General features: G+C 42.3%; 21 protein-coding genes. 14 read left to right on the top strand and 7 right to left on the bottom strand.

Features of this window, described 5'->3' with window-relative positions; translation table 11 throughout:
• Positions 1-97: 97 nt before the first annotated feature.
• The 4 genes from prmA to purH all read left to right on the top strand — a co-directional run bounded on the left by prmA (position 98) and on the right by purH (position 4,730).
• Positions 98-1,024: a 50S ribosomal protein L11 methyltransferase gene (gene prmA / locus CXF61_RS09255; protein ID WP_102090395.1), complete on the top strand. Its 927-nt coding sequence runs from the start codon at positions 98-100 to the stop codon at positions 1,022-1,024.
• Positions 1,025-1,196: 172 nt separating this feature from the next.
• The gene (locus CXF61_RS09250; RefSeq protein WP_165597997.1) at positions 1,197-2,459 is read left to right on the top strand and encodes a DUF3426 domain-containing protein; all 1,263 of its coding nucleotides are present in this window, start codon (positions 1,197-1,199) and stop codon (positions 2,457-2,459) included.
• A 178-nt stretch (positions 2,460-2,637) separates the two neighbouring features.
• The gene (fis, locus tag CXF61_RS14270; protein WP_101206126.1) at positions 2,638-3,000 is read left to right on the top strand and encodes a DNA-binding transcriptional regulator Fis; all 363 of its coding nucleotides are present in this window, start codon (positions 2,638-2,640) and stop codon (positions 2,998-3,000) included.
• A gap of 149 nt (positions 3,001-3,149) precedes the next feature.
• The gene (purH, locus tag CXF61_RS09240; RefSeq protein ID WP_165597996.1) at positions 3,150-4,730 is read left to right on the top strand and encodes a bifunctional phosphoribosylaminoimidazolecarboxamide formyltransferase/IMP cyclohydrolase; all 1,581 of its coding nucleotides are present in this window, start codon (positions 3,150-3,152) and stop codon (positions 4,728-4,730) included.
• A 186-nt stretch (positions 4,731-4,916) separates the two neighbouring features.
• On the opposite strand, the gene CXF61_RS09235 is transcribed toward purH, so the two are convergent.
• Both CXF61_RS09235 and CXF61_RS09230 read right to left on the bottom strand, forming a co-directional pair.
• A complete protein-coding gene (locus CXF61_RS09235; protein WP_165597995.1) occupies positions 4,917-6,791 on the bottom strand; it encodes a SurA N-terminal domain-containing protein in 1,875 nt (624 codons plus the stop codon).
• Positions 6,792-7,142: 351 nt separating this feature from the next.
• A complete protein-coding gene (locus CXF61_RS09230; protein ID WP_045445077.1) occupies positions 7,143-7,415 on the bottom strand; it encodes an HU family DNA-binding protein in 273 nt (90 codons plus the stop codon).
• A gap of 524 nt (positions 7,416-7,939) precedes the next feature.
• Between CXF61_RS09230 and CXF61_RS09225 the strand changes: the two genes are divergently transcribed.
• The 8 genes from CXF61_RS09225 to fdx all read left to right on the top strand — a co-directional run bounded on the left by CXF61_RS09225 (position 7,940) and on the right by fdx (position 15,094).
• Entirely contained in the window at positions 7,940-8,584 is a 645-nt protein-coding gene (locus CXF61_RS09225; protein ID WP_057759224.1) for a hypothetical protein, read from the top strand.
• Positions 8,585-8,979: 395 nt separating this feature from the next.
• Positions 8,980-9,489 carry an Rrf2 family transcriptional regulator gene (locus tag CXF61_RS09220; protein ID WP_165597994.1) on the top strand — a complete coding sequence of 170 codons (510 nt, stop codon included), beginning with the start codon at positions 8,980-8,982 and terminating at the stop codon, positions 9,487-9,489.
• The gene (locus tag CXF61_RS09215; RefSeq protein ID WP_057759220.1) at positions 9,486-10,712 is read left to right on the top strand and encodes an IscS subfamily cysteine desulfurase; all 1,227 of its coding nucleotides are present in this window, start codon (positions 9,486-9,488) and stop codon (positions 10,710-10,712) included. The genes CXF61_RS09220 and CXF61_RS09215 overlap by 4 nt, the downstream gene beginning before the upstream one ends.
• A gap of 152 nt (positions 10,713-10,864) precedes the next feature.
• The gene (gene iscU / locus CXF61_RS09210; protein ID WP_057759218.1) at positions 10,865-11,275 is read left to right on the top strand and encodes a Fe-S cluster assembly scaffold IscU; all 411 of its coding nucleotides are present in this window, start codon (positions 10,865-10,867) and stop codon (positions 11,273-11,275) included.
• Between the two features lie 227 nt (positions 11,276-11,502).
• Positions 11,503-11,823 (top strand): iron-sulfur cluster assembly protein IscA, encoded by a 321-nt coding sequence (gene iscA / locus CXF61_RS09205; protein WP_021814983.1) that lies wholly within the window; start codon positions 11,503-11,505, stop codon positions 11,821-11,823.
• Positions 11,824-11,997: 174 nt separating this feature from the next.
• Entirely contained in the window at positions 11,998-12,579 is a 582-nt protein-coding gene (gene hscB, locus CXF61_RS09200; RefSeq protein ID WP_165597993.1) for a Fe-S protein assembly co-chaperone HscB, read from the top strand.
• A gap of 209 nt (positions 12,580-12,788) precedes the next feature.
• Positions 12,789-14,669, top strand: coding sequence for a Fe-S protein assembly chaperone HscA (hscA, locus tag CXF61_RS09195; RefSeq protein WP_165597992.1), 1,881 nt, complete (start codon positions 12,789-12,791; stop codon positions 14,667-14,669).
• Between the two features lie 86 nt (positions 14,670-14,755).
• A complete protein-coding gene (gene fdx / locus CXF61_RS09190) occupies positions 14,756-15,094 on the top strand; it encodes an ISC system 2Fe-2S type ferredoxin (RefSeq protein WP_101206134.1) in 339 nt (112 codons plus the stop codon).
• 97 nt (positions 15,095-15,191) lie between these two features.
• Here fdx and CXF61_RS09185 read toward each other — a convergent pair whose 3' ends face one another.
• The 3 genes from CXF61_RS09185 to mfd form a co-directional block, all read right to left on the bottom strand.
• The gene (locus tag CXF61_RS09185) at positions 15,192-16,613 is read right to left on the bottom strand and encodes an adenylate/guanylate cyclase domain-containing protein (RefSeq protein WP_165597991.1); all 1,422 of its coding nucleotides are present in this window, start codon (positions 16,611-16,613) and stop codon (positions 15,192-15,194) included.
• A 310-nt stretch (positions 16,614-16,923) separates the two neighbouring features.
• Positions 16,924-17,355: an HIT domain-containing protein gene (locus CXF61_RS09180; protein WP_057759208.1), complete on the bottom strand. Its 432-nt coding sequence runs from the start codon at positions 17,353-17,355 to the stop codon at positions 16,924-16,926.
• Positions 17,356-17,504: 149 nt separating this feature from the next.
• Positions 17,505-21,227 (bottom strand): transcription-repair coupling factor, encoded by a 3,723-nt coding sequence (gene mfd / locus CXF61_RS09175; protein ID WP_165597990.1) that lies wholly within the window; start codon positions 21,225-21,227, stop codon positions 17,505-17,507.
• A gap of 215 nt (positions 21,228-21,442) precedes the next feature.
• Here mfd and CXF61_RS09170 point away from each other — a divergent pair, with 215 nt between their 5' ends.
• Positions 21,443-21,961 carry a helix-turn-helix domain-containing protein gene (locus tag CXF61_RS09170; RefSeq protein WP_165597989.1) on the top strand — a complete coding sequence of 173 codons (519 nt, stop codon included), beginning with the start codon at positions 21,443-21,445 and terminating at the stop codon, positions 21,959-21,961.
• Positions 21,865-22,788 carry an IS3 family transposase gene (locus tag CXF61_RS09165; protein WP_165597988.1) on the top strand — a complete coding sequence of 308 codons (924 nt, stop codon included), beginning with the start codon at positions 21,865-21,867 and terminating at the stop codon, positions 22,786-22,788. Before CXF61_RS09170 ends, CXF61_RS09165 begins: the two co-directional genes overlap by 97 nt.
• Positions 22,789-22,869: 81 nt before the next feature.
• On the opposite strand, the gene rraA is transcribed toward CXF61_RS09165, so the two are convergent.
• Positions 22,870-23,406 carry a ribonuclease E activity regulator RraA gene (rraA, locus tag CXF61_RS09160; RefSeq protein WP_165597987.1) on the bottom strand — a complete coding sequence of 179 codons (537 nt, stop codon included), beginning with the start codon at positions 23,404-23,406 and terminating at the stop codon, positions 22,870-22,872.
• Positions 23,407-23,595: 189 nt separating this feature from the next.
• On the bottom strand, positions 23,596-24,279 hold the full coding sequence (locus CXF61_RS09155; RefSeq protein ID WP_227526649.1) for an NAD-dependent epimerase/dehydratase family protein: 684 nt from the start codon (positions 24,277-24,279) through the stop codon (positions 23,596-23,598).
• Positions 24,280-24,453 lie beyond the last annotated feature (174 nt).

Genomic DNA, 24,453 nt, shown 5'->3' with positions numbered 1-24,453 from the left:
AGCATCTATATACATTATGAATTTCATTATATGTAGATTCATCTCGGTCAGCCCCTAACACCTACACTTATTTTTATTTCCGCTTAAGGTTATCTTTATGGCATGGCAACAACTACATTTACAATGTGAAAAATCAAACGTCGACTTGGCTGAAGCGCTTTTGTTAGAAGCAGGCGCATTATCAATAGCTTTAGACGATGCTGGCGATCAACCTCTGTTTGAGCCACTTCCAGGTGAATCACCGCTGTGGGATGAGGTGATACTAACAGGACTATTTGATGCGACTACTGATGCTGGTAGTCGTCAAGCGGTTGAGCAATTAAGTCATGAAATTGCTGCACAAGTACAGGCTACTCGTATTTGGCTAACGGCTGTTGATGATAAGGACTGGGAGCGCGAGTGGATGAGCAACTATCATCCTATCGAATGTGCTAATGACTTATGGATTGTACCTGACTGGCTAACGCCGCCTAACCCTGAAGCCACCAATATCATTATGGACCCAGGTTTAGCATTCGGTACTGGCTATCATGCTACGACTCGCCTATGTCTAGACTGGCTAACAGAGCAAGACTTAACAGACAAAGTGGTTATCGATTATGGTTGTGGCTCAGGTATTCTAGGGATTGCTGCTTTGCTATTGGGTGCACGTCAGGTATATGCAGTCGACATCGACCCGCAGGCGGTACTTGCTACCAATCAGAATGCGGTACGCAACAATGTAGGCGATCGTTTACAGGCATTTCTACCAGAAGAATTTACAGAGTACTGCTCGCAACATGATGTGTTGCCTGTAGAAGTGATCGTTGCCAATATTCTAGCAAAGCCGCTTATTGGTTTAGCACCTTACTTTGCAACACTGATTGCGCCAAAGGGCCGTATCGTATTGGCAGGTTTGATTGAGTCACAAACCGAGCAAGTCACTGAAGCTTATCAGCCATATTTTGCACTGGATCCTAAGCATGCTTTTACTGCGCAAGAAGACCAACATTGGCAGCGTTTATCAGGTACATTTACCAGCTAGCAACATTTAATTACATCTGTTACGATAGAGGGCAGTCAAATGTTATGTGTTTGACGCCACTCTGTCTTTGCCCATAACTCATCGAAATTGAAAAAGTACAATGAGTATTGTGGGCAGCTATTGGTGAGTGGCTAAGCGGTATTGATAACCATACTTTTTTGGATTCGCCTCTATGACCACACCAATAAAAACCCAATGCCCCCATTGTCAAGCTTGCTATAGCGTTAAACAAACTCAACTAAATCAAGTCAATGCTACCATCAGCTGTGATCGGTGCCAGCAAAGTTTTTTGGTCAATAAGCATCTTGTGGTAAATTCTGAGGTTATTCAAAAACCAACACCACAAAAAAATATTCCTGCTCAACAAAAAGCTCAAACTCAACCAATATCAAACGAGCAAAAAGCGAATACTAGTAGCAATCAGCATAAACTTCAGAATGTACCAAATCGCCCTACATCTTCAACCAATAAGAAAAAATCATCTGATACTTTGATTCATGACGACTTAATCTATGATGATATGGATATAGACGATCCAGAAGAGAACGTTCAAGAGTATGACTCATTAGATAGCATGGATGCATGGTTGACTCAAGCCAGTAATACCAGTCCTAGCGTAGCAACTACAGAAAAACCAAAAGCGCCTCCTTCTAAAGAAACTATCAAAAGCCCTAATCCATCAATAAAGAAACCATCTGCCAATACAATATCAGCATCCTCATCAACACAGGATATGCTCAGCTCGGCAGCGGCCAATGATATTCATGCCAATGTTGAGAGTACTGATAACAATTCATGGCTACAAAAACTATTAGAAGAACAAAATCAAGACGAAGAAACACCACCAGATGACACAGACTTATCACAGCTTCTCTCTGACATGGGAGTACCCGTTAAAGATGAAGACCCTGCTGTCGACGATCGTTTAAGAAAAACACAGCTACCGTTTGCACCAACCCAAACGACACGTTCAATTGCGTCATTGTTATGGATACTAGGTTGTTTGGTTCTAGCACTGCTACTCGCGGCACAGTATGTTATTTTTAACTTAGAAAATTTAGTGAAAAACCCAGCATATGCTCAGCGTCTCCAATCAATATGCTCTGTCGCTGCCTGCAGCTTGCCCAGTGCGGACTTATCAGCCCTTACCATCAGCAATACCTTTCATAGAAGCAGTCAGATTAAAACTGCTGGTACATTTAGCGATATAGGCGCTACTCTAAGTAACGGCAGCCCGCAAGCACAACTATACCCCAATGTAAAAATAAGCGTTTATGGTAAAGATGAGATTATTGGAGAGTTCATCGCAGATCCAAACGATTATTTATTAGGAAAGCAAAGTCAGTTAGCTGCCAATACAGATAGACAGCTATTATTTACTATCCCTGTCGCTAATGCGCAAATTCGCGACATTACTATGACCGCTCTTTATTAAATTAGAGTGTTATATATAAATAAGTCTGAGTAGAAAACACGCTGTAAATTCATTTTCAATTAAACCGTGATAGCTAAGATAACGATGAATCTATCAGCGCTAGGCGATATTAATTTGATATACTATGGTTCTGACCCCTTACAATCAGAATTTTTCTTCATCTCAAGGATATTATTTTATGGCACCTCATGCACAGCATAATGCCAATCATTTTGCTAAAAGCTCTGAGCACCCTGCCGATTATAATAAAGACGAATACCAACCACCTACGCACGGCTTTGATTTTGCTAGTCAACACTATACAAGTAGTGCGCAGCAACCTCTACGAGTTCATGTAGAGCGTGTGGTACGTCAGTACTTTGCGATGTTAGGAGATGAGATGCCCACTGATTTATATGAGCTGATTTTAAAGCAAGTCGAAGAGCCTCTCTTATCTGTCGTCCTAGAAAAAACCAGAGGCAACCAAACCAAATGTGCTCAGATATTAGGACTAAATCGAGGCACTTTGCGCAAAAAAATGAAGACCTATGATTTAATGTAGCATTGTTATATGAGCTTACCCATCATCATTGACTATCATTATGTATGGCAATCAAACGTTCGTCGCTTTATCTATCATGATACGGCATACCGTTGTCATCATCACCTTGCCAGACGTTTACGTCAGGCTTTTTTTATGGAAAATTTCTTATGAGTACAACCCCACTTGCCCTACTATCGGTCTCCGATAAGTCTAATATCGTCGAGTTTGCTCAAGGCCTTCTCAAAGCAGGTTTTGGTTTATTATCTACTGGCGGTACTTATCGTCTGCTCACAGAAAACAATGTCGCCGTGACTGAAGTATCAGATTACACAGGCTTTCCTGAAATGATGGATGGCCGTGTTAAAACGCTACATCCTAAGATTCACGGTGGCATTCTAGGACGCCGCGGTACAGATGATGCAGTTATGAGCGATCATGCGATCGAACGTATCGACTTAGTCGTCGTGAACTTATATCCGTTTGCTGAAACGATTGCACGTGCTGACGTAACTATGAACGACGCTATCGAAAACATCGATATTGGTGGCCCTACCATGGTACGTTCAGCGGCGAAAAACCACGCTCATGTAGGTATCGTAACTGATCCAGCTGATTATGACCGTGTACTTAGCGCCTTAGATGGTGGCACCGAACTGACAACTGCTTTGCGTTATGATTTGGCAGTAAAGGCGTTTGAGCATACGGCACAGTACGACGGTATGATTGCAAACTTCTTAGGTAGCCGTGTCAACGAAACTCAAGAACCAGAAAACTTCCCGCGTACATTCAATGTACAGCTTGAAAAAGCACAAGACCTACGCTATGGTGAAAACCCGCATCAAAACGCGGCTTTCTATACTGAAAACCAGCCTTTGAAAAGCAAACAAGCTTCAATCGCAACGGCTAAGCAGTTACAAGGCAAAGCGCTATCTTATAACAACATCGCTGATACCGATGCTGCGCTTGAGTGCGTTAAAGCTTTCAGCGCGCCTGCTTGCGTTATCGTTAAGCATGCCAACCCTTGCGGTGTCGCGGTTGATAATGACCAAGTAGCGGCTTATCGTACTGCTTTTAGCACCGATCCTGAATCGTCTTTCGGCGGTATCATCGCATTCAACCGTCCGTTGACGCTTGCTGCTGCAAAAGCCATTATCGACAATCAGTTCGTAGAAGTAATCATTGCACCTAGTATCGAAGACGGTGTACTTGAAGCGACAGCCACTAAGAAAAACGTACGTGTCTTGGTATGCGGCGATCTACCAGCACCAGATCAGCGCGATATCCAACTTGACTATAAGCGTGTCAACGGTGGCCTACTGGTACAAGAGCAAGATCTAGGCTTAATCACGGCTAACGACCTAAAAATCGTCACTGATGTACAACCAACTGAAGCGCAAGTGGCAGATCTACTGTTCAGCTGGAACGTGGCAAAATACGTCAAATCTAATGCCATTGTCTACGCAAAAGGCCAACGTACTATCGGTGTTGGCGCAGGCCAAATGAGCCGCGTTAACTCAGCACGTATTGCTGCTATCAAAGCAGAACATGCTGGACTAGCAACTGAAGGTGCTGTTATGGCATCAGATGCGTTCTTCCCTTTCCGTGATGGCATCGACAATGCTGCTGAAGTAGGTATCTCTGCTATCATTCAGCCGGGTGGCTCTATGCGTGATGACGAGACCATTGCTGCTGCTAACGAGCATGGTATCGCGATGGTATTCACGGGTATGCGCCATTTCCGCCATTAAACAATCACCTATTAGTTTAAGACTGGGATTAGTCGCAGAAATTGTATTTGTCACTGCGACTAATTTTCAGCTTCTATAGTATTCGTGATAATTATCGTTAAAGCATCATCCAAAAAAAAGCCACTGTATCAATCGATACAGTGGCTTTTTTACGTCTAAAAATAAGAATAATAATCTAACAAATACTTAGCGTCCTTGTGCATTTGCCATGTTGCTTTCATTAATCTCAACCGTATACACCATACGTAGATAGTCCAAATAGTCTTGCAACTGGTCTTGGCCTAAATTGTCACGGATAATACTGGCTGTTTGCGCTCTTTGCATATCAGACAGTGGTGACTGCTGCTCAGTTTTAATACGGTCTCCAACCAGTAGCGTTGCACCCATCTCAGTCTCACTAACAATCGCAACGACACCATTATCAGCGGCTTGCTGACTAAATGCCAATCCACGCTCTTTGTCCGTTAGCTGCGTCGTTTGACGGTTAATCTCACCCAGTGCTTGGAAGCTTACCGACTGCTTATTTATATCAGCTGGCGTCTTGATACCAGCAGCCAATGCTTTAGCGTCTTTTAAAGCTAATGCTGTCGCTTTCTGCTGACGAAGTATTTGAGTGATTCTTGGGGTTGCATTTGCTAGAGCAAGCGTCTTAGTAGGACGATAATTGCTTGGCTGTAACCATACGGTACCGTTGCCAACTTCTACGCCTGCCGTTACCGCTTGATCTTGAATAGTAAACTCATCAAATGCCTGTTTAACCACTACTGGTTGCGGCAGTGCTGATTTGTTGTTCACTTTACGATAATCTTTGATACGCTTGAGGCTGACGTTTTCTTGCTGTGCAATATCTTCGATACTGAAACCATCTGCTGCCAAATCATTGATTGATGTCACTTTATCAGCATAGATTTCCTGACGTTTATACTCTTTTGCTTTCGCAGTTAGCTCTTCACGCATACTGTCTAGACTTGGAATTTTTTTGCCATTATCTTCAGTAACCGTAAATATCTGATAACCAAAGCTAGTCTTGATAGGCGCAGTCACATCACCAACACTCAACCCTTCTAGTGCCTCTTGCACAGTATCTGCATCACTGCCAAACACTGACGGATTAAAACGTCCGATATCACCACCTGTTTCACCTGATGGATCATCCGACTCTGCTTTAGCAAGCGCAGCAAACGCTTCACCTTTATTCAGACGTGCTTTGACTTTATCGGCTCTTGTCTTGGCATCTTTACCAGTAAACAGAATCTGACTGACTTTACGCTCATCAGTAGCCGCGATGCTTTGTTTATAAGCTTCGTACTGTTGCTGCAATTCTTCTGCGGTTACTTCATCAACCTTGATAGTTTGCGGGCTGAGCTGGATATACGCCAAGTCAACCATCGCTGCACTTTTCAATGTGTCTTTGTTGGCATCATAATATGATTGAATATCGGCTTTGCTAAGCTTAACTTTGTCAGCATAATCTTGCCAATTAAAGCGGTGTACCCAAACGTTGCGCGATTCTAGTTGCAAGTCAATCAATTGACTAATCGCTTGCATAGGATAGACAGCCGTCCCAACGATACTGGCATTTAGTTGATCCAAGCTTAACTGATTGCGAAATTCTGCAAATAGCTGGTTTTTAGTCATGCCGCGTTGACGCAAGAAGTTTGAGAACTGATCGTTCGAAAAGTTACCCTCTGCATCTTGGAATATTTCTTCTTGACGCAGTAGGCGATTGATCGTGTCGTCAGAGACTGTCATACCAAGCTTACCTGCTTGCTGCTCTAACAACGTACGATCGATTAGACCCTTTAATACTTGCTCATGAAGCACATCTTCATTCAACAAGCTGGCATCTTCGACTTGCTCTAGCACTTCAGAACGACGGCTATTGACAGCAGTTTGATACTCGGACAGTCCTACGCTTGCCTCACCTACCTGCGCAATCTGGTTGGGATCGACGTTGCCGCCAAAATAGCTTTCGACACCCAAGAGAGCGAGCGGCGATAGGCATAAAATCAATAAAATGCGACCTGGCCAGCTTTTTAAGAAATCGCGCAATTTATCCATAGTTATCTCTGCTTTATTAACCTATATTGATGAAAAACCATTGTAATACTGTTAGGAGCTGTTAAGTGCAACCTGTCAATATCAGTGCTATCTAAGCTCGCAATGGTAAGAGTAAGAGCGTATGCATTTTATAGTAAAAAACAAAATTTACTAAAGAAATCTGACTTAAATGACACACCTATCGCGCGCTCTATGATACGTGATTTTTCATGCAGACTCAAAATATTCACGACGCATGATACAAACTATAGCGATAAAAAAAGCACCTAAATATTAGGTGCTTTCTTCGATGGCTAGCTCATTACCTCAGCTATGGACCACCGACTATCATTTTATGCTTAAAAAATCGGCTTAGTTCAAGCGCTCTTTTAAGTTTTTACCAGCTTTGAAGCTTGGTACTTTGCTTGCTGGAATGCTTAGCTCTTCGCCAGTCTTAGGGTTGCGACCAGTGCGTGCTTTGCGATCTTTTACACTGAAAGTACCAAAACCAACTAATGAGATGCTATCGCCAGCTTCTAGCGCTTCGCCAACACTTTCCATAACAGCGTTTAGTGCATCACCAGCTTGGGTTTTATTTAGACCACTTTTGTCTGCGATGCTATCAATTAATTCTGACTTATTCATAAAATTTCCTTCAAGTTTAAGGGGGTAATAAATGCTCACGCCAAGTATTGTAACGCTCTCATGGTGCTTACGCAATAAAAACTACCTAACTGGCGCATTAACAGGTTCTTCTTTGTTATCGTCTTTATATCAAGGCAGCATAAGGAGCGCAAGCGATTTTACATATTTTTGTGCTCTACACTACGTATTTGACACCTAATGTTACGCAAAGCGTTAGGAATTTATATATAAGTGGCTCTGCATAACTGAGACGATTGACTTTCCTATTTTCTACGCTTTGACAGATTTGTCAATTGCCGTCTGTGCATTGCTATACATTAAGTTTGTATATTACTGGTCATAAATAAGAGTGTCTTTATTGACGGCTAAATTGTAATGTAATAGTTTAGCCACTACAGAAACTAGCGTTACTTTTTATTATAAAGACGTTACTATAAGCAAAATATCACTGCAAGTCTTGGGCAAATACAGACTTCTGTTTGCTCAATATCTAAAACTTGCTAAATAAAAAACGGATTACTTACATGAAGCGTTCTACGTTGTCTCACTCTTTTCTTAATATCATTTTAGTATTTATCGAGTCGGCGCTGACATTATTGTTACGTTTGGATCCTGAATTGCGTAAGGCCGCTTATCCGCTTGCCAAGCAAGGCACTGTAGTAGCACTTCGCCTGTACTTACCGCATGTAGAAGTATTTGCCACGTTTAGTACCAAAGGCGTGTTACTAGATGCCCAGCTGCCGATTGGTCGTAGTGAGCCCGACGTGGTTATCAATGCCTATAGCATTCAAGTTATCAACGCCATCACGACTCATGATAGCGAAACCACTGAAAAGCTACAGATGCGCGGTGAATCGATTCAAGTACAACTGGTCAAACAGTTTATTATGCAGCTTGGGCTTGGCAGCTTGATCCAAGGTCTGATCAAAAAGATAAAGGGTGGCAAGACTAAAACCAAACCTACAGAAGCTGATTTGGAAGAAAAAAAGAACAACTACAAACTGCGTATTAAAGAGCAGCAAACACAGATTAATACCTTGACCATTAAAAACCGTGAACTTGAAACAACCGTGAGAGAGCTTCAGAGCAAGCAAAAAACGTTGATGATTGTCACTGTTGTGGCGCTTGTCATTATGATCGGTTCAATCGTCGCACTATCGATGAATTAGTTTTGGTTCGCTGAATTACTTATAAATAAGCGTTCAATGTCTTCTATAGATATTGAACGCTTATTTTTTACTTCGTTAAATGTATCTGTAGCAGACAAATTAAGCTGCTTATGTCTCACTCATATATCTCTTCTAAACATCATTGTTTTTATCAATTACAGCAATAAGCTTGATTAACCATTGAACCACACTTTAATCTTGACTAAATTACTCGGGATTAAGTATAATTACCTTAATCGTTGCACACATCGGGTTAATCATCTGTTGTTCAATAACGATAAGACAAAACTTAGCTGACGTATTATTGGTTGCTCTTTTTATCTTATGAGTACTTATTAAAACTTTTAGCTAAGATCGTTGTTAAACATAAATGACATTAAGTTTGGAGATAACACATGCGTTTGACTACTCGGGGCAGATACGCTGTTACCGCATTATTAGATTTGGCATTACAGACCAGCCAACAAGACAGTGCTGTATCATTATCCGATATCGCCAAACGACAATCGATTTCAATATCGTATCTTGAACAGTTATTTTCTAAACTTCGTAAACGCGGCCTTGTCACGAGTATTCGCGGTGCTGCAGGTGGTTACCACCTAGCTAAACCATTGAATGAGATAGATGTGATGAGCATCATATCTGCGGTTGATGAGTCAGTAAACGCGATGCAGTGTGAAGGACGCGGTGACTGTCAAGGTGGTACAATGTGCCTAACTCACGATCTGTGGTGTGCACTGTCGAATCATATCGAACAGTACTTGAAAAATATAACATTAGCGCAATTATTAGATATGGAAAACGTGCAGTCAGTCTCAGAGCGTCAGCACATCTCTACAAAAGATATTTCCATAAAAGACATTAATACTATTACTCTATCGAACAGCGAGGCAAACCCAGCATGAGCCAACATAACAACCTTATATACTTAGATTATGCCGCCACTACCCCAGTTGCTAAATCAGTAGCTGCTAAAATGAGCGAGTATTTGACTGTAGATGGTGTCTTTGGTAACCCAGCTTCACGTTCACATGGTTACGGCTGGCAAGCGGAAGAAGCAGTAGAAACTGCTCGCGGTCAAGTTGCTGAAGTTATCAACGCTGATCCACGCGAAATCGTCTTTACTTCTGGTGCGACTGAGTCTGATAACCTAGCTATTAAGGGTGCAGCACATTTCTATCAGTCTCGTGGCAAACATATCATTACCAGTAAAATTGAGCACAAAGCTGTATTAGATACCTGCCGTGAGCTTGAGCAGGAAGGTTTTGAGATTACGTATCTTGAGCCACAGCCAAGCACAGGTCTTATCCTGCCAGAGCAAGTAAAAGAAGCACTACGTGATGATACTATTTTAGTATCACTTATGATGGTGAACAATGAGCTTGGTACTATTACTGATGTTGCAGCGATTGGTGAAATCACTCGCGAAGCTGGCGTAGTTTTCCATGTTGATGGCGCACAGTCTGTTGGTAAAGTAAAAATCAATCTTGAAGAAATGAAAATTGATTTGATGAGCTTCTCAGGTCATAAAGCATACGGCCCTAAAGGTATCGGCGCATTGTTTGTTCGTCGTAAGCCACGTATTCGCTTGAAAGCTGAGCAACACGGCGGTGGTCATGAGCGCGGTATGCGTTCAGGTACTCTACCAACGCATCAGATCGTTGGTCTAGGCGCCGCATTTGCTTTAGCTAATGAAAGCTATGAAGCCGACCATGCACATGCAGCCAAACTACGTCAAAAACTTTGGGATGGTCTACAAGATATCGAAGAGATTTACTTAAATGGTGATCTTGAGAATAGCGTACCAAACATCGTAAACATCAGCTTTAACTTCGTTGAAGGCGAGTCATTGATGATGTCACTTAAAGACTTAGCGGTATCGTCAGGTTCAGCCTGTACCTCAGCAACGCTTGAGCCATCATATGTACTACGTGCAATTGGTCGTCCAGATGAATTGGCACATAGCTCAATCCGCTTCAGCTTCGGCCGTTATACCACTGACGAAGACATCGACACTGTTATCAAACAGATGCATGAAGCTGTTGATAAACTACGTGCCCTATCACCACTTTGGGATATGTATCAAGAAGGTGTTGATCTAAACTCAGTTGAGTGGGCTGAGCATTAATTTTTAATATAGCTTTTTAGTATAGCTAGCAATATATTTATTAAACAATTGATCAGACAATTAAATTAAGCGTTTGACCCCAATTATCGATGAGTAGTTAGACATTTAAAGTTGATAAACGACTACTCATCATCTAACTAGGAGAAAACCCCATGGCCTATAGTGACCAAGTTATTGATCATTACGAAAACCCACGCAACGTTGGTAATCTTGATAAAAACGCAAAGAACGTTGGTACCGGTATGGTCGGTGCCCCAGCATGTGGCGATGTAATGCGTCTACAAATCCAAGTCGACGATAATGGTATTATCGAAGATGCACGTTTCAAGACTTATGGCTGCGGTTCAGCGATTGCTTCAAGCTCACTTGTTACTGAGTGGCTAAAAGGCAAAAGCTTGGATCAAGCTGGCGAAATCAAAAACAACGATATCGCTCAAGAGCTAGCATTACCACCAGTAAAAGTGCATTGCTCTGTACTTGCAGAAGACGCTATTAAAGCCGCTATTAGCGACTATAAAGGTAAGCATGGCGTAGCCGCTCCAGCAGAAGAAGCTGCGATCTAAGCTAGGCTAAACCTGCTAGCGTATGCGCTACGTTGTACTAGCAACGCTAAAGTAGCAATGTGTAATCGCTACTGACGCTAAAGAGGTGACAATGACACTTATGTAATTGTCACCTTTTGTTTTCTAATAGTCGTAAGCCTACACTTTTGGCAATCTTGTAATTCTGGTTGTCAGTTTATCTAGATTTTTTTATTGATATTTATGATTAATAGTCAATGGGAGTTGGCATGATTGAAATGACAGAACGCGCCGCTCAGCATGTTCGAGACTTTTTGGACAATCGCGGCAAAGGCGAAGGCATTCGAGTTGGTATCCGTACGGCGGGTTGCTCGGGCTTGGCTTACGTTTTAGAGTTTGTAGATACCCCTGATGAAAACGACACGCGCTATGAAAGTCGCGGCGTTAGCATCTTTATTGATCCTAAAAGTCTCGTATATTTAGACGGCTTGTTGATGGATTACGAAAAAGAAGGTTTAAACGAAGGCTTCAAATTTACCAACCCTAACCAAAAAGGTGAATGTGGTTGCGGTGAGTCTTTCACAGTTTAATTGTTCAATGGCTAAAAACTGATAGATTTATGCTTCAATGAGCTTTCATAAGAGCAGTGCAGTATCTCGGCTATCGCTATGAAGAAAGGTTGATGTAGTTGAGTAGCTAAGCGATCCAGTATTCCTAGCTAGGTCATGACTTCAAAAATAAATAAAAAAGCAAGGCATCGGATTATGATAGATATTACTTCAGAACCACAGTTTGATAACTTCTTTGCCCTATTTGAGCAGCCTGTACAATTTGAAATTAACCAAAGCAGTCTAGAGCAACGTTTGCGCTTGCTGCAAAAACGCTATCATCCTGATAATGTTGCCAAAAATCAGACCGATATGGTTCAAGCACAGTTGCAGTCTGAAAAATCGTCGGCTTTAATCAATCAAGCGTATCAAACACTAAGCGCTCCTGATAGTCGTGCTGGTTATTTACTGGATATGGCAGATCAAGCACAAAATATAGAGCACTCAATCGCAGATTTAGATTTTTTGGAAGATGCGATGCAGATGCGTATGGATCTAGATGATGCTATCGAAGACAAAGATCTTGCAGCCTTGCAGCAATTACACCCTCAAATTACAGAGCGCCTAGCAAATCAATCTGAACGCTTTAATAGTGCTTATCAAAATCAAGATTGGCAAACAGCGATTGATGCGACACAGAAACTAAAATTTTTAGTTAAGCTAAATGCTGATGTGACGACGGGGCTTGATGATGTTGCAAATTCATCGCATTCAGATGACGATGACTTATACGTCTAAACATTTGTGGTTATGGCTCTCACTAACAAGCTAAATTCTATATATTTGGTTAAAATAGTGACCGTGATACCGTATAATCTTTGATTCTAAGCGCATCAAACTGTCAGAATCCGTATTCCATAGAATGAGATTACCGACGTTAGACTCTCTTACTGCATATGCTATATTTGCTCCATTTCACTTATTCATTTTATCTCTGAGTTATTCTTATGTCTTTAATGCAAATTGCTGAACCCAATCAAAGCGCTCAACCTCACCAACATAAATTTGGCTTGGGCATCGACCTCGGTACTACACGCTCGTTGATTGCTGTGGTGCGTTCAGGTAAGGCACAAGTCTTAGAGGCAGGCGCAGCGACAGATACATTATTACCGTCTGTTGTCTATTATCCAGCTACTGGTATGCCATTGGTTGGCTATGACGCCCTAGCGCATTTAGCGGATGATCCAAAAAATACGATCGTCTCGGCTAAGCGTTTTATGGGTCGTAGTCAAGCTGATATCAAATTCTCTCATCCTTATGAGCTGTCTGGTAATAAAGATGATATGCCAGCTTTTGTAACGGCTCAAGGTGAGGTTTCTCCTGTTGCAGTATCAGCGCGTATCTTAGCCGCTCTTGAGCAACGTGCAGCAAGTGCCTTACCTGCAGATAGCATCGAGGGTGCTGTGATTACCGTGCCAGCTTATTTTGATGAAGCACAGCGTCAAGCAACCAAAGATGCTGCACAAGCAGCTGGTATCAACGTACTTCGCTTGTTGAATGAACCAACGGCCGCTGCGGTCGCTTACGGGCTTGACCAATCATCAGAAGACAGTAAAAAAGAGAGCTATTACTTAATCTATGATTTGGGCGGTGGTACTTTTGACGTTTCTATCTTAAAGCTTACCGACGGTGTCTTTGAAGTGTTGGCAACTGGTGGTAATAGCGCACTAGGCGGCGATGATATCGATCGTCTTATTACCAATTGGATTATTAAACAATTAAATATCGATCCAAAAGACGTAAGCCTGCACGACAAATCAATACTAGCTCAACAAGCAAAAGCTTATAAACAAGCATTGACTGATGCTGAACAAGTGGACATCAATGTGGTTGTCAATGGTCAGTCTTATCAAGGCGTATTAAGCCGTACAGACGTGCTAACTATCGTAGAGCCTGTTAGCCGCCGTACCCTAAGCGTGTGCGAACAAGTCCTACGCGATGCCAAGCTGTCTACTACAGATCTAGATGAAGTTGTTTTAGTGGGCGGCTCGACTCGTATGCCTGCCGTACAGCAAGTCGTGACTGAGTTTTTTGCTAAGCAGCCACTTTGTCGTCTGAATCCAGATGAGGTTGTTGCCTTGGGCGCTGCCCAAACTGCTCATCAATTGGTGAATGGTGATAGTGACAACAATTTATTATTATTGGATGTGACGCCATTATCATTAGGTCTTGAGACCATGGGCGGTTTGGTTGAAGTACTCATCCCACGCAACACGCCTATCCCTGTGAAGAAACGTCAAGTGTTTACCACGTATCAAGACGGTCAAACAGGCATGGTGATACACGTCGTGCAAGGTGAGCGCGAAACGGTAGAAAACTGTCGCTCGCTTGGCCGTTTTGAGCTATATGGTATCCCGCCAATGAAAGCTGGGTTTGCTCGTATCGAAGTCACCTTTAGCATCGACGCTAATGGTCAGCTTACTGTCAGTGCGCAAGAAACTACGACCAAAACAGAAAGCAAAATCGAGATTGTGCCTTCTTATGGTCTATCAGATGAGCAAAAAGAACAGTTGCTTGTTGCAGGGTTTAAACACGCAGAAGAAGACAAAAACGCGCGTTCTTTAATTGAGACAAAAGTAGAAGCGGAACGTGAAGTACTTGCCCTAGAGTCGGCACTTAACGAATTTGCGGCGTTGCTTTCTACTGAAGAACAACAATCACTAGCAGAGCATATACAAGCGCTACGTAACTCTCTCAGCACTGATGACTTAGCGCTTATTGAAGCACAACAAGCACAGCTCAAGCCACATAGTGATGCCTTTGCTGCACGTATTATGAATCAAAGCGTCAAGACCAGTATGGCAGGTACTAGTGCCAAAGACTGGTAATAAATACATCGACATATATCGCTTAGCTAACATATTAAGCTAACTTCTAATATTTTTTAAATTGATTAGCATCGGACAGATAATTTATGCCAAAAGTTACCGTACTACCCCACCACGAAATTTGCCCTGAAGGCGCAGAAGTCGAGCTACAGGCTGGTGAAAACTTATGCAAAGCACTGTTAGAAAAAGGCATTAAAATCGAGCATGCCTGTGAGATGTCAAAAGCTTGTACCACATGTCATGTTGTAGTACGTAAAGGTTTCAACAGTTTGGATGAGATGGATGATATCGAGGCGGATCTACTTGATCGTGCTTGGGGCTTAGAGCCTGACTCACGTTTATCTTGTCAGGTCATGCTTGATGATGAGGATTTGACCATCGAAGTTCCTAAATATACCCTCAATCATGCTAAAGAAAATCATTAAACACTGATGATACTTTCTAGTTAAGATTAAAAAAGGCCAGTTATCACATAGCTGGCCTTTTTCTATATATGCTTTTGAGACGATAGACTTGAAACGTTTACTTGCGCTTGGCATCCTCACGCTTACTTTCTGCTGCTATGTCTTTCACTACTTTTTCTTCCTCTTGCTCGATGCGTTCTAGCGCAAAATTTAAACGAGCTCTAATATCTTGATAATCATTGTCTTTCATATCTTTAAAATTCAAATGCAAATTGAAACCAGGCAATGTGTGGTCGACCCATTTAGAAAGATGACCTGTACTGGCACTAGGGTCAAGTACTTGCCATGCATCGACCTTTTCATCAATACCTTTCAAGCAAAATGCGGCAACGTGCTCGCATTCATAGTTATGGCATATATAATCGTAAGTGCTTTCACTGACCAATATCTGATCTTTGCCCGCACAGGACTCAAGCCTAGAGGCCAAATTGGCTTCTTTACCAATGATGGTATAGCTTAATCGACTATTACTACCAAAATTACCAACGTGACAGTAGCCAGTGGTGATACCAACACGTATATATAAGCCTTCAAACCCCATTAGCCGCCATTTTTGACGTAAAGTGCGCATTTCTCGGCGCATATCAATTGCCATCGCCACACAATCTAGTGCATCTTGACGCGAGCCACGGCTATTCGGTTCACCAAAGAAACATACCATACCATCACCAATGAACTTATCAAGCACTGCACCATGCTTATTAGCGATCGACGTCATGCAATGCATATAAGTATTGAGAATATCTGCTAAATTATCAGAACTTAGACTATCAGACAACTCGGTAAAACCGACAATATCCGAAAACATGATAGTTATTTTTGCGCGTTTATTAGAAACCCTAACAGGGCTATCCGATTTGACAATAGGCTCCCAAATTTGTGGTGGTACAAAACGGGTAAGCTTATTGATCACTGATACCATTGTGTTCAGGCGTCCACTAGCCTGATGGGCACGTACTTTAAAAGTAATATGTTGCTGATAGATACGCCAGAACTGGTACAAAATAACGCCTAAACTTGCCACCATTACTATCAATGGTAATAGACCATCATCAAAGTCCATGCTATTCGCATTTAAGACTGTGCTAACGTAGAAAAACACAATGATAGTCACAACAGATACAGATAACAGTCTGAGGTGATTCTCAGGTCTGCTAAGAATGATACGTACGCCAATCAAAGCAGCCAAACTGATTGATATGACCGTACAGCATTGTAGTGAGCCGATGACAACTGATAATAGAATAATAACGATATTAGACGTCCAAAAGCTGGTCTGGCGTCGGTAGTTGTATATCAGAATCATGAGGCTTGGCAATGTAATAATAACCAATAGTGCCATTGAGATAGAACGGAAGTCGTAGTATATAGCACGCAAAACAACCGTCAGTATCAACACGAACACTTCTGGATAATCGAAACGACAAACTCCAGCATCTTTCAGCGGCGACTTTGGTTTGAATGTCTCTGAGAAGGTCATATGAGATTCACTTAAATAAGGTGAGCTATCTGAGAGACAAAGGCATACTACACTAACATATGTACGTTATTTGTCCTTATGACGATTTATCATAAGATATATTTAATAATATATTATACTTTTGAAATAAGTTTAAACAAGGTTACTGATGACTATAAGGCGACCTTTTGTCTAGTTTATTCACTGTTTACAGTTTTTATCCAAATTTAAATAAAAAGAGAGGCCAAATACATTTAAGTATCTGGCCTCTCTTTTTACATATAAAATTTAGGTTCAATCTATTCTTATTAAAGGCAGAATAGATTGATAATTACATTTGCCAATCAAACGGCATTTGGTGATGGCCACGTAATGCCATCATCAATGTTTGCTGCATTTGCGCCAATACTTCTTTAGTATATGGCACAGCTGGCACACCCCATACTGGGTTTGGCCACTGCATGTCATTTTGATAACGGACAATATGATGAAAATGAAGTTGTGGTACTTGATTACCAAGAGCGGCCACATTCATTTTATCGGCTTGAAAGGTTTTAGCTAACTGACTCGACAACCAGCTGGACTCTCGTAAAAACTGTGTTTGATCTGCCTCAGACAGCTCATATAACTCTTTGATACCGGAGACACGTGGCACTAATATCAGCCAAGGAAATTGGCAGTCATTGATTAAACGACAAGTGGATAATGGAAAATCCCCCACTAAAAAACTATCAGCAGCAAGTTTATGATGAAGTTGGAACATAATGACGGTTCTCTTGTTGTTTAATGCAAATAAAATACAGAGGGTTAAAAAGTTAGTTGGGCTATTTTATCAGTTATCGGGTTGATAAAATAGCACCATAATTTATTGGTTTAATATGACTACTGAGCCTACTGATATCTAGCCATGTACTAAGCAGGCTCTGTCACCATGTGCTCGCTAAAATAGCGCAGCAGCTCTTGTATGACCGTTACGCGCTGTTGCGGTGTGGCCAGTTTATCGCTATTTTGGTAACGGATACCAGATGCGCCATTCATACGATAATGCTGACCATTTGATTGGATCAACTTAATAATCGCTAACGCATCAACTGGAGTATCTGGCGCAAATTCCAGCGTCATACTACTACTGTTGGCATCAATTTTGTTAATCTTAAGCGGCTCTGCTTGTAAGCGTAATCCATGAATAGCGAATAGCTGCTTGGTTTGATCTGGCAGTGCTCCAAAGCGGTCTATCATCTCCGTACGAATATCCGTCAATGCTTCTTTATCATCGGTATTACTAATACGCTTATAGAACAATAAGCGCTGATGCACGTCATGTAGATACTCTTCTGGAATAAGAGCAGAACTATGTAAGTTGATTTCACTGGTTAGCGACAATGGTGTATTTAAATCAGGCTCCTTGCCAGCTTTAATGGCTTTAGTCGCACGCTCAAGCATATCCATGTATAAGCTAAAACCAATCGCCTGCATATTGCCACTTTGCTGCTTACCCAATATCTCACCTGCGCCGCGAATCTCTAAATCCTCACTTGCCAGCATAAAACCTGCACCCAAAGTATTGGCGCGTTCAATCGCATGCAAACGGCGCTTGGCATCGCCTTTGAGGCCTTTAAGGGAAGGCACTAGTAAGTAACAATACGCTTGATGATGACTACGTCCTACTCGGCCACGCAGCTGATGCAATTGCGCAAGACCAAACTTATCTGCACGCTCAATGATAATCGTATTGGCATTGGGCACATCAATACCCGTCTCAATAATGGTAGAGCAAACCAACACATTGAACTTTTTATGATAAAACTGCTGCATAATCTGCTCAAGTTGGCGCTCTTGCATTTGTCCATGGGCAACCCCTACCCGCGCTTCTGGCACGAGGTCACGAATAGTCTCTGCCATACGCTCAATACTAGCCACATCATTATGCAAGAGATAGACTTGCCCGCCGCGCAACAGCTCGCGCAAGATGGCTTCTTTCATCAAGGCATCTGTCTTTTGCATGACAAAAGTTTTAATCGCAAGTCGACGTGCTGGCGGTGTGGCAATAATAGACATGTCACGCATGCCTGAGAGTGCCATATTAAGCGTTCTAGGAATGGGAGTCGCGGTCATAGACATACTGTCTACATCTGTCTGAATAGCCTTGATACGCTCTTTGTGACGCACCCCAAAGCGGTGCTCCTCATCGACGATCATTAGCCCAAGGTTGGCAAACTTCACATCAGGCTGTAAGAGTTTATGGGTACCAATCACGATATCTACTTTGCCAGCAGCCAAGTCAGCTAAGACCATTTCTTGATGTTTTTTACCGCCAAAGCGCGACAGGCTCTCAATACGAACTGGCCAATCGGCAAAACGATCGCGGAAGTTGTCTTCGTGTTGTCCCGCGAGCAAGGTAGTAGGCACCAACACAGCAACCTGATAACCAGCACTAACGGCAATAAAGGCCGCTCGCATCGCCACTTCTGTTTTACCAAAGCCAACATCACCGCAGATGAGGCGATCCATTGGCTGATTTTGTCTCATGTCTTCCATAACTGCATGGATAGCATTTGCTTGGTCAGCAGTCTCCTCGAACGCAAACTGACTGGCAAACAGCTCGTATTGAGACGGATCTATTTTAAAGTGAATACCAACTTTGGCCTCACGACGCGCCTGCATGTTAAGTAGCTCTGCCGCAACATCGTGAATTTGCTCTAACGCTTTTTGTTTGGCCCTATCCCATTTGCCACTACCAATCTTATGGAGCGGTGCTAAGGCTGGATCGCCGCCGCTATAACGACTAATCATTTGTAAATTAGCCACTGGCACATAGATACTAGCGTCATCGTCATACTTTAAATGAATAAACTCTTGCTCACCATCACCCACATCTAAGGTAATCAGACCATTATAACGACCAATACCATGCTCAATATGAACAACTGGACTACCATCTGTTATCTCAGTGACGCTCTTAACCAAGAACTCCTCTGATACACCGCTTTGGCGACGACGACGCGTCTGTAAGACTTGACGACCAAACAGCTGCGTTTCACTAATCAACACCAAACGCTCAGGCACATAAACACCGCGCTCAATCGGTGCCACAGTCAGACCGACATGTGGTAGTCGAGCATTATTCATAGCGCTCGTCTTGTCTGCTGCTAAAAATGCTTCAAAGCTATCGTATGCCTTGATGTCAATCTTACCCTTAAACAGCTCGATAAGAATCTCGCGACGGCCTGCGGTTTCTGCAACAATTAGTACTGGCGTTGCTGTTTGTTTTTGAACGTTTAAAAAGTCGAGCAATTCAGTTAATGGCTCAGATTTCTGATGGTTTACTGCCAGTTGCGGCGGTTCTTCGGCACTTAATGTCACCAAGCCTTGCTGCTTAGTAGGCGTTTTAGTAGGCGTTAATGGCAGTTGCGGCTGAGATGAGTCACTACCTTCTAGCGCTGCCACATCATTCATCATAGCCAGTTCATCACGAGCACTTAATATTACTCGTGGATACTGGTTTAACTGCTCGTTAAGCGCGTTAGATAATAGATACAGCATTGCTGGCTCTACGATAGGCTTATCAATATCATGGCGACGCTCTTCGTAGCGGCGCTGGATTTGTGACCAGTAATCAGCTTGTTTTTCATTGATTAATTCATCGGTGATAAATAACGCATCGCTTGGTAAATAGGAAAATAAACTACTCTCCGCCTTCCAGTCTTTTAAGTCAAAAAATAGTGGTTGATAATACTCTAATCCGCTACTAGCAATTCCTGCCATTACGTCTTTGTGCAGCTCAGACTTACGGCTACTGGTATTAGGGAACATCGCAGCAAAGTTCGTGCGAAACGTCTCCCGCCCTTCGTCAAGTGGAAACTCTTTTGCAGGCAAGATTTGAAATTGTTCAATAGGTTTAGAGATATCTGGCATTTTGTGCAGTAGTGACAGCGATTCTTTTGCCATACTGGTATCGTTGCCCGTTAACATCGCCTTCAAATCATCAGCAGTCAATGTACGCTGGGTTTGAGGATGAAAAAAGCGAATCGTTTCGATTTCGTCATCGAACAAGTCTAAACGTAGCGGAAAAGGCTGACCCATGGCAAAAATATCAATAATACTACCACGTACTGCAAACTCACCTGGTTCAAAGACATTTTCAACCGCTCGATAACCAGCCTTTGCCAGTAGCCCTCGCTGGGTATTGATATCAAATCGATCGCCGACACTCAAATCAAAATGCTGTCCAATCAACCAGCTTGGCGGTGCGACGCGATGCATGAGGGCTTGTATCGAAATAAGTAGCACGCCCGTTTTCGGCATATCCGTCAATAGATTGATACGTTCACTGACGATGTCTTGATGTGGAGATAGCTCATCATAAGTCAGTGTCTCCCAGTCAGGGAACACATAAGCATCGACTCCGCAAAATGCCAGCTCAGTCTCTATTTGATTGAGTTGGTTTTGGTCACGTGCCACCACAACTTTTAGGCGCTCGGCAACATTCCACATCGGTGTTTGCACCAAGCTTGCCAACCATAAGCTGCTGACCGCCCCATGGACAGGCGCTAGCCAACGCCGCTCGGCATTTTGGATAGGAAACAACTGCTGGTTAATAGGGTCAAACGCGTCAGTCAAAGCAGTAATAGGCATAAAGAATAGGATCAAAGTTAAGGAGACAGAAAGCTATTATACGAATATTTGAGCAATTACCAAAGCTTATGCCGTAACGGTTTGTCACTTAAGAGTTTACTCATTAATGACTGAGGGTTAACAACGATTATTGCGCCTTAACTGTCATTACACAATAAAAAACCCCAACTGTGAACCGACCCCCATAAGTTGGACACAACTTATGGGGTATTTTTATGCGTTATAATCTAGACTTTAAGCTTCAAGTCATCGCATACTATATGCAAGGACATACTGGTCGTGCTACAGCTGAGGAATTTAACCTAGATAATAAGATAGTCATCAAATGGGTTAAGCAATATCAAAGCGGGGGCATTGATGCTATAAAGCCAAAGACCAGCAAAGCCTACTATAGTCGCGAGTTTAAACACAAAGTGCTTACAACGATGCTTAGCCAAGGCTTAAGTCAATTGGAAGTTGCGTTAAGGTATAACATCAGCTCACCGGCGCTTATTAGTCACTGGCACAAAGCGTATCGGCTACAAGGTATGTCTGGACTAACATCTAAACGCAAAGGTAGAGCAGTCATGAGTAAACCCTTTATCACAGACAAACCAGATGATGAAAAAAGCTTAGCAGAATTGAAGCGTGAGAATGAATACCTACGTGCGGAGAACGCCTACCTAAAAAAGCTCGATGCCTTGCTCAAAGCGGAGGAACAAGCAGGCAAAAAGCAAGGCTCATCGAAGGACTAAGGCAAGACTATCCTTTATCAGCTTTGCTAGACATCGTTAAGATGCCTAAAAGCGTCTTTTACTATCATAGAGCAAAGCTTAGTGATAAAGATAAGCATGCTGACTTAAAACAGCGTATTGCCACGCTATATCACCAGCATAAAGGCAGGTACGGCTATCGCAGGATAACGGCAGCGCTAAAGCAGTTAGGCAGTCATCATAACCACAAGCTCATCGCTAAGCTTATGTGCCATCTAAACTTAAGCGCACGGATTCGACGACAAAGGTATCGCTCTTATAAAGGCGTACAAGGCAAGATTGCAAAGAATTATTTAAAGCGCCAGTTTCATGCAGATAGACCAAGCACACGCTGGCTGACCGATATTACTGAGTTTAAGGTGGGTGATCATAAGCTGTATTTATCACCGATACTCGATTGTTATAACAATGAGATCATCAGCTATACGCTCTCAAAGCGCCCAACTTATGACTTAGTGAGCAAGATGCTAGATAAGGCGTTAGATAAGATAGATACGCACCAGAACAACCGTTTAATGCTGCATTCAGATCAAGGCTGGCATTATCAGATGAGACCGTTTAGTAAGGCGCTTAAACAGCATGGTATTAAGCAAAGCATGAGCAGAAAAGGTAACTGCTTGGATAATGCACTGATGGAGGGGTTCTTTGGTACACTTAAGTGTGAGACGATCTATATTGAGAAACCAAAATCGATTGAGCAGTTAGAACAACAGATTCATGAGTATATTCATTATTACAATAATGAGCGTATTCAACTCAAACTAAAAGGACTGAGTCCTGTACAGTACAGAACTCAGTCCTTGGTATAAACTAAACCGTCCAACATTTGGGGGTCAGTTCACTGATAAGCTGAGGTTTTAATTTTCGCGAATCAAGCCAAGCCTAAAACTTCAGTTGATAAGTGGTTTATCGCTAGCGATGATGCCATTGTTATCCGCATAAACGAACATACCCGAGTTCAACGTTAAGTCACCAAAGCTGATTTCGACATCTGTTTGACCTTCATCTCGGCGGGTCGATTTACGCGGGATACAACCAAGCGCCATCACGCCAAGATCCATCTCTGCCATGTCATCAACATCGCGGACACAACCATATACAATAACTCCAGCCCAGCCGTTGTCGATAGCTGATTGTGCAATCATATCGCCTAACAATGCACAGCGCATAGAGCCGCCGCCATCAACGACCAATACTTTTCCATTGCCTTCTTTGTCTTTGCCATCGCTATTCAATAGAGATTTGACACGGCTATTATCTTCAAAGCATTTAACCGTCACGATTTCACCGCAGAATTTGTCTTTTGCACCAAACTGACGGAATGACTTACCTTCGATATTTGGCAAGCATACTTGCGACTCAGGATTGTCATCCAATAGATCACAAGTGACAAAATTCCCTCTATCCATTTGTATCGATTCTGACATTGCTCCTGCTCCTTGTTTTAGTGATTCAACTGACTGGTATTTCAATACTTATTGATGCTTTGATAATAGTTATTGTATTTTTTAATCTTGTAATGTGGTTCTAGTGCAATCTTGTTCTAACACAATTAAAAATCGATATCGGTAGCTTCCCAATTTCGAGACTGAATCTGTCACTAGAAAACTGTCCTTTTATTTTTTAACACGGGTCATCGCTAGCATCTGCTTATTTTCGATAATGTCAGTACGCTTGATTTGAGGTTCAGTACGATATTTACTACGATGGTAGATATCATGAGCGCTCATGGCCATAGCACTAGCAACGCGTTTAGCCGAGATAGGATGTAGCGATAGCGACTCTGACACGAGCGGCGAGATGAGTTTAAAGGCTTTTTGACCAATGCTCTCAAGCGGACGGCCTTTATGTTTGCCAAGCAATAACGACGGGCGGAAGACGACCAATTGGCCAAAATCTAATGCCATAACAGCCTGCTCTGTCTCAGCCTTAACTCGATTGTATAAAAAACGACTGTCAATATCTGCATTCATTGAGGAGAGTAAAAAGAAATTCTCTACCCCTTTGTCACGACACAACTTGGCAAAATTTACGTTATAGTCTCGATCTACCTTGCGAAAAGCCTCATCACTACCAGCCTGCTTTTTTGTCGTACCCAAACAACTAAAAGCATCCGTAGTTCGGTCTGCGCCAACGCTTGCAAACACTTCAGAGAGATTATCAAAATCATTGATCTGATAAAAACGCATGCTGGCATTAATGTAGCGTGGCGGGCGGCGGGCAATCACAATCAATGTGTCATAAAGCTCACTCAGTTGCTTTACCAAATGCTGCCCTACTAACCCCTTTTCTCCAATCACAATTTCTTTTCGCTTCTTACCCTATCCACTTATATAACACTTTCTCTTATACTCATCTCCTAGCCCACTATTCTCCTGAGCATCTCGTATTCCTTCTTCTTCTTTTTTTTATTTTTTTTTTTTTTTTTTTTTTTTTTTTTTTTTTTTTTTTTTTTTTTTTTTTTTTTTTTTTTT

The organism is Psychrobacter sp. 4Dc (assembly GCF_002836715.1).
GTDB lineage: Bacteria > Pseudomonadota > Gammaproteobacteria > Pseudomonadales > Moraxellaceae > Psychrobacter.
The sequence above is the reverse complement of the archived record's forward strand: the minus strand, read 5'-3'. Positions and strand labels throughout refer to the sequence as shown.